Source organism: Chitinophaga sp. (assembly GCF_019236475.1).
Lineage (GTDB): Bacteria > Bacteroidota > Bacteroidia > Chitinophagales > Chitinophagaceae > Chitinophaga.
Genome location: NZ_JAFAIX010000001.1, coordinates 83080 through 94250 on the forward strand (window position 1 = coordinate 83080; position 11171 = coordinate 94250).

Below are 11171 nucleotides of genomic sequence, written 5' to 3' on the forward strand. Positions count from 1 at the left end.
CAAATGAAAAAACTCACCTTACTGTTATTTGCCATGTGCATTGTTATTATGTCACAAGCACAGCAACACGCAGACGCATTATTGACGGCCGTTTCCAGACTAGACAAAGCCGTGTCTCCCAAAGATTATGAAGCACTAGAAAAGGAATTCAACAACATTGCTGTAACACGCAAAACAGAATGGTTGCCTTATTACTATGCAGCGCTTTGCAATGCACAGATCGGATTCCTCTACCAGGATGATGGCGATAAAATTGAACCATATAGCAACAAGGGAGCAGATCAAGCCAATACTGCATTGCATTTGCTGGATACGGCTCATCAAAAGCAGGAATTATCTGAACTATATGTAGTGATGAGTATGATTAATCGTACCAAAGTGTTTATTAATCCGATGACTTACGGTCGTAAGTATGGCCCGGTGGCGGAACAGTACTTGAAAGAAGCGAAAAGATTGAATCCGCAGAACCCGCGCATGTTGTATGCCAGCGCATGGGTGAAATATCATACGCCCAAACTCTGGGGAGGAGATAAAGGTTTGGCGAAACAAATGGCAGAAGAGAGTCTGAAATTATTTGCAGGGCAGCCGGTAGACAATGTTAATCCGCATTGGGGGAAAGCTTCCAGTGAAGCGCTCTTACAGAAAATGAAGTAAATATTCACATTTAAAATATATTGTTATGCCTTTCATTATTTTAATCCTGTTACGCATTATGTTTGGTGCCAGTATGGTGTTTGTGATCGGTTATGTATTCGGGAATTTCGCGTCACAACCAGTATTGGCAGGCATTACCAAGGTAGCAGTGATATTAGGAATTGTGGCATTTATTGCCGTTAATATTATACTGATGCGTATGGCATGGCATCGTAATGCTGATGGTAAGTGTATGCGGCCATGGGCTACAGAACGGATAGAAAAGTAGTGCTTTGCATTGCTTAAAATACAATAGGGCGTCTCAAATATAGAGACGCCCTATTGTTATATATCAGTATGCCCGTTTCCTGATTACATTATATTTTTTCAGCTTCGAAACCTGCTTTAGCTACTACTGCAGCTACTTCTTCAGCAGTTTTTCCGTTGGCTTCAACTGTTAGGATTTTCTCGTTTACTTTCGTATCTACTTCCCAGTGGCTGATACCTTCTGCTTTATTCAGATGTGGTGTTACTGCTGCTACACAACCACTGCAATTGATATTAGTTTTGAATTTGTAAGTTTCCATATTGATTCGAATTTTTATTTTAATTGATTAGAGTTTTGCGTATTTCAATCTTAAGCTATTACTTACTACAGATACAGAGCTGAGTGCCATAGCCGCCCCTGCGATCATTGGGTCTAGTTGGAATCCATTGATAGGGAACAATGCGCCAGCGGCCAGCGGAATACCAATCAGGTTGTAGATGAAGGCCCAGAAAAGGTTCTGGCGGATCAGTTTCACCGTTTGGCGAGATAATTTAATCGCTTTTGGCACTTGCAGCAGGTCAGAAGAGATCAGTGTCATTCTGGCTACATCCATTGCGATATCAGTTCCTTTACCCATGGCGATACTCACATCAGCCTGTGCGAGGGCGTGGCTGTCGTTGATACCATCACCAGCCATGGCTACCACATGTCCTTGTTGTTGCAATGCTTTCACAAAGTCTGCTTTATCGGAAGGCAGTACACCAGCTTTGAAGTGGGTAATACCTGTTTTATTGGCTACAATACGTGCAGTCTGTTCATTGTCGCCGGTCAGCATGTATACTGTTACACCCATTTCTTGGAGTTTTGCAACTGCTGCCGCAGACGTAGCTTTGATTTGGTCAGCAATGGCAATCACTGCGAGGGCTTGGTACTGGTCAGCAAACCAGATCACTGTAGCGGCGTTGTCTAACCATTGACGGGATTTACCTTCCAGTGTAGCCGGTACCGTTACCTTTTGTGCATCGATATAAGTACGACTTCCAACGAAGTATTTTTTGCCGTTGTAGATGGCTTCTACTCCTTTACCGGTGATACTGTTGAAATACTCCAGGGTAACAGGTTTGATGTTATCCATATATTTCACAACAGCGGTTGCCAGCGGATGTTCGGATTGTTGTTCCATAGAGTAGAGTACTGCTGCGGTATCGTTTTTATCTGCCCAGAGGATATCTGTTACTTCAGGTTTACCTTCGGTGATAGTACCGGTTTTATCCAGTACGATTGCGTCTACTTTATGAGCAAGTTCTAGGCTTTCCGCATCTTTAATCAGCAAACCGTTTTCAGCTCCTTTACCTACACCCACCATGATAGCGGTTGGAGTGGCAAGCCCTAAGGCACAGGGGCAGGCAATTACGAGCACCGTTACCATAGCGAGCAAACCTTGTGTGAAGCCATTATCGCCTCCGAAGATCACCCATATAACCATGGTCAGTAAAGCGATTCCTGTTACTACGGGAACAAATATCCCTGCGATTTTATCTACCAGTTTCTGTACCGGCGCTTTACTTCCTTGCGCTTCTTGTACCAGTTTGATGATGTGTGCCAACATGGTATCTCCGCCTACTTTGGTAGCTTTGAAACGCAGCACACCTTTCTGGTTGATAGTACCAGCAAATACTTCTGCATCCGCCTCTTTCAGCACAGGCAGCGGTTCTCCGCTGATCATGCTTTCGTCGATGTAGGTACTACCGGAGATTACTTTTCCATCTACTGGAATTTTTTCACCGGGTTTCACGAGGATCAGGTCATTTACCTGTACTTGTGCCAGTGGTATTTCCACTGCTTCCTCATTATTACGTATAACCGTTACCGTTTTAGGCTGTAAGCCAATCAGTTTCTTGATAGCAGAAGAGGTATTGGATTTTGCTTTTTCTTCTAGGAGTCGGCCTAGGAGGATAAAAGTGATCACTACTGCGGCAGCTTCGAAGTACACATGTGCGTGTAAACCGCGACTGTGCCAGAATTCAGGATTCAAAGTATTGAATACGCTGAATACATAAGCGATACTGGTACTGAGGGCCACCAGGGTATCCATATTGGCGTTACCGTGGCGGGCCTGACGCCAGGCGTTTACAAAAAACTGTTGACCGAAAACCAGTACTACTGGTGTGGCAAGTGCCCACATGATATAGTTAGCATAAGGTATATTCATAAGAAACATACCGATAATTACCAGTGGTACGGAGAAGATAAGAGACCATACCGCCTTGCGTTTCAGCGTTTGGAATTTCTGATGGTGCAGATCTTCGAGGGCTTCAGCAGCAGCTTCGCTATCATCTGTAACGAGGTCGTAACCGATAGATTGGAGGGCCGCTTTCATATTATCAGGCGTAACTACTGCTGGTTCATATTCCACGGTTGCACTGGAATTGGCGAAGTTTACACCTACATGTAAAACGCCTGGGGTAGCGCCTAACATAGACTCGGCGCTGACAGCGCAAGATGCGCAACTTAATCCTGTGATGGGAAAGGTTTTCTTTATGATTTGTTCCTGTACTTGCATATGTTTCAAATTGACCATACAAAGGTCGCTCACATACAGTCGGGAACTGTTATACAATCTTTACTATGATTTATATAATTTCTTGGGGTATAAAAAAGGAAGGCTGTATCAATAAAAAAGGCATTGACGTCTGCGTCAATGCCTTTTTGTTTTTTCGTCGTCCCTGCCCGCTGGGCAGGGACGACGTTCAGCAATGTTTTATTTCAGGATACTTTCCAGTACTTCCAGTTTTCCATCAATAGGTTGGGTGATATTGAGGCCCAGGATGTAGGCTACCATTGGATATACGTTTACGTTCTCGAAAGTAGCCAGGCGTTGATGGGCCTTGAATGCAGGGCCCCACGCCATGAAGATGGCATTCATTTCGGTGAGGTTGTTATCGTATCCATGATGACCCAATGGCGGTTTGCGGGAGCTGGTTTGGAATGCATAGCCAGGTTCAGCTACCAGGATGATATCTCCAATGCGGTTATAGATATCTTCCTGACCATAGTGCCAGCGAACAGGTGTTTCCTGTTTCAGGTAAGCAGTATAATGATTTTCGTGTTGTTTCAAGTATTCGTAGGCTTTCCCGATATCCTCTTCTTTATCGCCATAATACATTGTTTTTTCTCCACCAGGCAGTACTTTCAGGCTGCTCAGCAGGGTATCGGCAGGCAGCGGGATAGCATGTTCTGTATCCACTTTCAACATACCATGATCAGAAACGATCACGAAGCTTACTGGCATATTCAATTTATTTACTTCTGCCACCATCTTACCAATAGCAGCATCCACGAATTTCACCGCCTGACGTACGCTGTCGCTCTCTGGTCCGTAATGGTGCCCTGCATGGTCCACTTCAGGGAAGTAGAAAGTAATGAGGTGAGGGCGTTTTTCTTCCGGTAATTTCAACCAATCGGTCACTTGTTGAATACGTGTGTCGATACCGGTTTTTTCTTGGTATTTGAAGTAGTAAGTAGGGCGAACATTTTGAATAGCAGCTTCGGAACCTACCCAGAAATAACTAGCAGTCACCATTTTCTGTTTCTCTGCCAATACCCACAATGGTACGCCGCCGTACCAACTGCCGTCGGTTACTGCATCTGTATTACCTACTTTATAGGCTTCTTTACGTTTACGATCCCAGAAATGGTTGTCTACCAGGCCATGATGGGCAGGATAGAGTCCTGTAACAATGGAATAGTGATTAGGGAATGTAAGGGAAGGAAAAGAAGGTTGCATGGCTAATGCTCGTACGCCGCTATCAGAGAGGCGTTGGAGGTTTTCAGCGCCGTATTTCTCTACATAATCAAAACGAAAACCATCAATAGAAATCAGAATAACATAGGGTCTGGTTTGATTAGAGGCACTGTTGGTACGTCCTTCTACAATCTGTTGTGTGGTATCCTGCGCCTGTATGTTCAAACTGACGAATAAAGCCGCGGCGATAACAATAAATAACCGTTTCAAAATTGTTGTTTTAATGGTGAAGGGGGAATAAACAGATGAATCCTATAAGCAGTCCGCAAATTAGGTAATATTTACTTTCTGGCCATTTGGAGTAAAAACCGCTAATCGATTGAGCGCAACACACATATGTAAATTTTAATAATTGATATTTTTTGTATATATTAGCACATCTGAAAAACCATATATACCATGTCTGATTACACCTTTATGACAACGGAGGAGAACTTCCTGTTGCAGGAAGCCCTTAAGAAGAACAAACAACAACTGACGAAATTTTTCCTGGTAGGTGTTACCCTCCTGTTTTTGGCGGCCATTGTACCGCAACTTTATTTGTACACGCATAACGCTCAAAGTGATGCGGACCAGTCGAAGCTTTCCTACACCAACATCTGGTTCTGGGTATGGCTGCTCAGCTTTGTAATTGCGCTGATGTTTGCCCTTATCAAAGTGACGGATATACGCTACTGGTCGATTAAGAAAGACCTGATAACATTACAAAAAGGATTGATACAGGCGCCACTGGATGCAGTTTATGTAGAGAACAACGACACTCAAACCAATCTTTCCGTAAAGCTGGAAACAGGCCGTAAGCGACTGTTTTACTGGATGCGTGGGCAACTGGAAGGGTTCCGTGCTGGCCAGGAAGTAGAAATCAGCTATGCCAGGTATTCCCGCATTATTATTTCTGTCATCAAAAAATAGATTGACTATCGTTCCACATTTACCTATCTATTGAACACTTTACCTATGAAAACGGTCCGATCCCGATTCCTGCTATTAGCCACTGCTGTATTAGCCATGTTGCTGATTTCCGCAGCACTGATACGTCAAGATAAACCCATTATCCACAAACGAATGATATTGTTACATAAAGTAACCATTAATGGAAAGTTGGCAGACAGTATTATCTATAATGCAAAAGGGAAACTGGCGGAGATATGGTTCTATGATGATATTACGGGGAGATGGGATGCGCATAACAAATACGTGTACGGTCCAAAGGATAAAGTGGAGAAAGTATTGGAGTATTGGGGAGATGAGTTGATGGAAATTGATTCTGTTTACTATCATCCTACAGGATTTACGTGTTATTCCCTTTCCAGGAGGGCCGCCGCCGGCGTGTTGACCGATACCCTGCGTTTCTTTACCAATGAGGCAGGTAAACCTATCCAAATTGGCAATATGGACACGGTCGTTTATAACAACAAGGCATATCTGACGTACGATGCGATTCAATATCGGAATGCCAACCCACATAGGCATACTTCGTATGATTATTTTCAGACTGAAGAGGAAAATCAATATACCAGTCATCAGGTGATCACAGAACAGGAGTACGATAGTAATCCGAACCCGTTTTCGCCACTGTGCCGGGATTATCCGGGTATAGCGATGGCCACTTTCAACCAGAATATTCTGTTTGCAGATGCGGCCAATAATATGACCAAGCGTACGGTAACAGATTCCTATTCCGGAAGTCTTTCCAGTACCGCCAGCGAAACGGTGTCGTGCAGTTACCGCTATGATCCAGTAACACAGCTTCCGTTGGAGCAATCTTATATCAGGTATGAGTTGAACGACCAGGAAAAGCCTGTAAGAAAAAAGTACAATATCCAATTTTATTATCAGCAGCAATAAGGGTTTGCCAAAGTTATCCGATGCTGGAATTTCCTTAACTTGTGAGGGAATTTCAGCATTGGCATTTTATGGACATAGAAAAATTCAGAGAATACTGTCTCTCTCTTCCTGGTGTTACAGAAGAATTTCCTTTTGGCGAAACCACCCTTGTGTTTAAAGTGATGGGGAAGATCTTCGCCCTGACAGATCTTGAGTTATTTGAATTTGTTAACCTGAAATGTGATCCGGAGGAAGCCGTGGAATTGCGAGAGCGTTATGAAGGGGTTACTCCGGGGTATCATATGAACAAAAAGCACTGGAACTCAGTAAGTATGGCATCCGGTATCTCCAATAAACTTATCTTGGAATGGACCAAGGCATCCTATGACCTGGTGGTAAGCAGCCTTCCTAAAAAGGTGCGGGAAACGCTGTTATCACAGCAGTGATTTGCCATATATCCTTTTTTCCACCGGTAATAAGCCAGCTTTTTATTACTTTACGCCGTCTTAAAAAACTAAACTGTTTATGAGAAAATGGCTGCTGCTGGCCTATGCCGCACTATTTTTACCGGTTATCACCAAAGCGATCAACCAGGACTCTCTCTGGATGTATGAACACTACACGAAAAAGGAAGTCACTATTCCTATGCGTGATGGTGTAAAACTGTTTACTGCGATCTATATTCCAAAAGATCAGTCAGAAAAACATCCGATCTTGATGACCCGCACACCGTACTCCTGCTCTCCTTATGGCGAAACGAAGTTTTCTGCTTATTACGCCAAACAGTACAACCGCTATCTCCATGAGGGTTATATCATGGTGGTACAGGATGTTCGTGGCTGTTGGATGAGTGAAGGCCAGTTCGTAAACGTTCGTCCTTTTAATCCTAAAAAAGGGAAGAAGGATATTGATGAGTCTACCGATACTTATGATACGGTTGACTGGCTGGTGAAAAATGTTGCTGGCAATAACGGAAATGTAGGTCAATTCGGTATCTCTTACCCTGGCTTCTACTCTACTATGGGCGCTTTAAGCAACCATCCTGCGTTGAAAGCGGTAAGTCCACAGGCTCCTGTTACGGATTGGTTTATGGGAGACGACTTTCACCACAATGGCGCTTTCTTTATCGCAGATGCGTTTCCGTTCTACACTTCATTTGATCATCCACATCCCGCTCCTACCACTAAAGGACCGGCAGGATATAAATTCCCTAACCGCGATAACTACAAATTCTACCTGGAAACTGGTCCGCTGAAAAACTTCGCTAAAATCGTCGGCGACAGCGTGAAGTTCTGGCATGAAATGTACGCCCACCCTACTTATGATGATTATTGGAAAGCGCGCAACGTGCGTAATTTCCTGACAGACGTAAAACCTGCGATGCTGGAAGTAGGCGGTGTATTTGATGCAGAAGATTGTTTCGGTGCATGGAATACTTATAAAGCTATTGAAAAACAAAGCAAGGGCACTAACAACCGTATTGTAATGGGTCCTTGGTACCATGGTCAGTGGGCTTCCAAAAATGGCACCCACCTGGGCAATGTACGTTTCGGTAGTAATACATCTGACTGGTATGCAGAGAATGTAGAAGTTCCATTCTTCAACTATTACCTGAAAGGAAAAGGTACTGCAGCAGATATTGCAGAAGCTACCATCTTCTTTACTGGCGAAAACGAATGGAGAAAACTCCCAGTATGGCCTCCGGCTGATATGCAAGAAAAGAATATCTACCTCCAACCAGATGGTGGTTTAGCTTTCACCAAACCTACTGCTGCTAATAGTTTCAGCGAATATGTGAGTGATCCTGCCAAACCAGTTCCTTATACAGAAGATGTGCATTTCACTCGTACCATCAGTTACATGACAGATGATCAGCGTTTTGCTAGTCGCCGTCCGGATGTAGTAGTATTCCAGACACCTGTCCTGGATCAAGACATTACCCTCGCAGGTCCGTTGGTGGCTGATCTCATTGCTAGCACCAGTGGTACCGATGCTGATTTTATCGTGAAAGTAATCGATGTCTTCCCAGATGATTTCCGTTATGAAGATGATGCTCCTAGTGAACATGGCAGAATACCGTCCTCTACTTATCCAATGGGTGGTTACCAGATGCTGATACGTGGAGAGGTAATGCGTGGTAAATTCCGCAACAGTTTTGAGAAACCAGAAGCATTTGTGCCTAATCAACCTTCCGCTGTGAAGTTCACGATGCCAGATGTAGCACATACATTCAAGAAAGGCCATCGTATCATGGTACAGGTACAGAGCAGTTGGTTCCCGCTGGTTGATCGTAACCCACAACAGTTCATGGATATTTACCAGGCCGATGCGAAAGATTTCCAGAAAGCGAATATCCGTATCTACCACGATGCAGCACATCCTTCCAGTGTTGTACTGCCTATCGTGAAATAATATATTTACAAAGACATGTAGCAATCGTCCGCCAATGGGTGGACGATTGTTATTTATAGCCAAAGCGGTATCTCCCGCCACCTCCCCACTCGATCCAGTCTGCCACCCCACCGTCGAGGGTTTTCAGACCTATCTGCACAAATCCGTACTTCTGGATATTATATCGGAAGGCGATACGGAGGAACCAATCTCCTTTGTAATGATCACGCCTTAAAAGATAGGTTCCACCCTGGGTTACGATTTCAATATCCTTGATATGGATACTATGCCCAGCATGTACTCCCAGTAACATACGATCGAAGGGGGTATCGGAACCATATGTTTTCCGATATATCCAGCCCAAGCTACCATCATAAAATCCATCTACACCCGCTGATAGACTCCCAAAATTGCTATACCGATATGTGTAGTCCAACACCAGGGAAACGGTGCCATAAGAGGCATTCACACTATCCTTTTTGCTTAATTGCACCGAGCCTACTGCCAAGTAAGCACTCAACTGATGGTAGTGTGTAACAGGATTAATAGGCTTAAAGACACAGGTAGGCCGTCGGGAGGCAACATAGTCTTTATCAATCTGCGTTCGGACAATCCGGGCAATAGAATTGTAATGATAGCGTAGCCCCACATTAACACCCAGCATATTCAAACCTAGGTTGGGCATATACATACGCCCATTTGAAAAGTGAGTAACGTCTATCCCATATACGAAATCTAATGTTTTAGAGACTTCCCATACCCCGCCAATGTCTCCATTGAAATAGGCATTCACTTTGGAGCCGATCGCATCATTATTGGGATTTTTAAGGGAATCAAATGGCGCCAGATCATAAGTGAAGCCCAGCGACAGACCTAGCACGAAGTAATGTTTCTTACTTCTGTAGAATGGCGCATAGATAAATCCGTATACCCCGCTGGGATAGCCTAATTCACTTGGATCACCAATATTCCCCGTATAAAATCCTACCCCATAACTGGGGCAATTAAATACCCGCTGCCAGTTCTCACGGCCAGAGGATTGCCACCCCAGACGAACTTCCAGCGACTTATAACCATGAGCCAGAGCGCCTCCCAGCTCTCCAGCAGTATATAAATGTTCGCCCGCATGTAATTTTAATTCCAGGTACTTATGGCTTCCCAGGTTGGGATCTTTTTTTGCTTTCTGCCATAAGTCGGTTGTATCCTGCCCTTGTACAGATATGGCCAGCAAAAGCAGGTAACTAATAACAGTTATATATTTCATAATCCCTATACTAATCGCTTCAACAATTGGCCGGATGTTTTTGTTGGATTTGCTTAACTTGCAAGCATATCCCTTAAAACATAAAGGTTATAATCAACATTATGCTAAAGAAATACATCTTCCTGGGAGCACTGGGAGTATTGTCTGTACAAGGTTTCAGTCAAACAAAGCCTGCCGCTAAGCATGCGGCCAAAGCTACTGCTAAACCTGCGGCGAATTCCATCCTGAAAACCCGACTCGACAGCGTTAGCTATGGTATAGGCATTAGTATCGCTGAAAATATCCAGGCGCAGGACATGGCCAATGTCAATGTAGCTGTCCTGAGTAAAGCCATCAATGATGTGCTGAAAAAGAATCCTCAGTTAATAACAAATGAACAAGCAAATATGAGTATCAGTAATTACCTGCAGCAACTGAAAGCAGAAAAATCTGCTAAAAACAAAGCAGCCGGTGAACACTTCCTGGCAGAGAATAAGAAGAAACCTGGTGTAGTGACGCTGCCTAGCGGTTTACAATACCAGATTTTGAAAGAAGGTAATGGTGATAAACCTACCTTGAATGATAAAGTAAAAACACATTACCACGGTACATTAATCGATGGTACTGTATTCGATAGTTCTGTAGACAGAGGCGAGCCAATCTCCTTCCCTGTTAGCGGTGTTATCAAAGGTTGGACAGAAGCTCTGCTGATGATGCCTGTGGGCTCTAAATGGAGACTGTTTATCCCTGCTGATCTGGCTTACGGCGATCGTCAGGCTGGTCCGAAAATTGGCCCAGGCAGCGCGCTGGTTTTTGATGTGGAATTGCTGGAAATTGTAAAGTAATCTCCCTACATAATTACAAAAAGAAAGAGGGTGTCTCAAAAGGCACCCTCTTCTTTTTTATGGTTGGTCAAACCGATCAGGGGTGTTTTTCGTTTTTAATAATATGCCTAAAGGAAAAACACTATCTGTAATTTTTAAAGCTAACCTGCAACACCAGGC

Annotated in this window: 11 protein-coding genes; 7 read left to right on the forward strand and 4 right to left on the reverse strand. The window is 43.9% G+C overall.

Translation table 11 applies throughout. The features are described 5' to 3' along the window. Positions 1 to 3: 3 nt before the first annotated feature. Both JO154_RS00335 and JO154_RS00340 read left to right on the forward strand, forming a co-directional pair. Positions 4 to 654: a hypothetical protein gene (locus tag JO154_RS00335; RefSeq protein WP_291940850.1), complete on the forward strand. Its 651-nt coding sequence runs from the start codon at positions 4 to 6 to the stop codon at positions 652 to 654. A 25-nt stretch (positions 655 to 679) separates the two neighbouring features. Beyond that, positions 680 to 922 carry a hypothetical protein gene (locus tag JO154_RS00340; RefSeq protein ID WP_291940852.1) on the forward strand — a complete coding sequence of 81 codons (243 nt, stop codon included), beginning with the start codon at positions 680 to 682 and terminating at the stop codon, positions 920 to 922. Positions 923 to 1010: 88 nt separating this feature from the next. Here JO154_RS00340 and JO154_RS00345 read toward each other — a convergent pair whose 3' ends face one another. The 3 genes from JO154_RS00345 to JO154_RS00355 form a co-directional block, all read right to left on the reverse strand. After that, positions 1011 to 1220, reverse strand: a complete 210-nt coding sequence (locus JO154_RS00345; protein WP_291940855.1) for a heavy-metal-associated domain-containing protein — start codon at positions 1218 to 1220, stop codon at positions 1011 to 1013. Positions 1221 to 1247: 27 nt separating this feature from the next. After that, on the reverse strand, positions 1248 to 3464 hold the full coding sequence (locus tag JO154_RS00350) for a cation-translocating P-type ATPase (protein ID WP_291940857.1): 2217 nt from the start codon (positions 3462 to 3464) through the stop codon (positions 1248 to 1250). Positions 3465 to 3662: 198 nt separating this feature from the next. After that, on the reverse strand, positions 3663 to 4916 hold the full coding sequence (locus JO154_RS00355; protein WP_291940860.1) for an ectonucleotide pyrophosphatase/phosphodiesterase: 1254 nt from the start codon (positions 4914 to 4916) through the stop codon (positions 3663 to 3665). A 189-nt stretch (positions 4917 to 5105) separates the two neighbouring features. Between JO154_RS00355 and JO154_RS00360 the strand changes: the two genes are divergently transcribed. The 4 genes from JO154_RS00360 to JO154_RS00375 all read left to right on the forward strand — a co-directional run bounded on the left by JO154_RS00360 (position 5106) and on the right by JO154_RS00375 (position 8945). Beyond that, positions 5106 to 5618 (forward strand): hypothetical protein, encoded by a 513-nt coding sequence (locus tag JO154_RS00360; RefSeq protein WP_291940861.1) that lies wholly within the window; start codon positions 5106 to 5108, stop codon positions 5616 to 5618. Positions 5619 to 5663: 45 nt separating this feature from the next. Next, on the forward strand, positions 5664 to 6554 hold the full coding sequence (locus JO154_RS00365) for a hypothetical protein (protein WP_291940863.1): 891 nt from the start codon (positions 5664 to 5666) through the stop codon (positions 6552 to 6554). A gap of 68 nt (positions 6555 to 6622) precedes the next feature. Next, complete coding sequence (locus tag JO154_RS00370; protein WP_291940866.1) at positions 6623 to 6979, forward strand: MmcQ/YjbR family DNA-binding protein; 357 nt, start codon at positions 6623 to 6625, stop codon at positions 6977 to 6979. A gap of 79 nt (positions 6980 to 7058) precedes the next feature. Then, a complete protein-coding gene (locus JO154_RS00375) occupies positions 7059 to 8945 on the forward strand; it encodes a CocE/NonD family hydrolase (protein WP_291940869.1) in 1887 nt (628 codons plus the stop codon). Positions 8946 to 8994: 49 nt separating this feature from the next. Here the strand turns inward: JO154_RS00375 and JO154_RS00380 are convergent, their stop codons facing one another. Then, entirely contained in the window at positions 8995 to 10188 is a 1194-nt protein-coding gene (locus JO154_RS00380; protein ID WP_291940871.1) for an acyloxyacyl hydrolase, read from the reverse strand. Between the two features lie 101 nt (positions 10189 to 10289). Between JO154_RS00380 and JO154_RS00385 the strand changes: the two genes are divergently transcribed. Continuing rightward, positions 10290 to 11012: an FKBP-type peptidyl-prolyl cis-trans isomerase gene (locus JO154_RS00385; protein WP_291940874.1), complete on the forward strand. Its 723-nt coding sequence runs from the start codon at positions 10290 to 10292 to the stop codon at positions 11010 to 11012. Positions 11013 to 11171 lie beyond the last annotated feature (159 nt).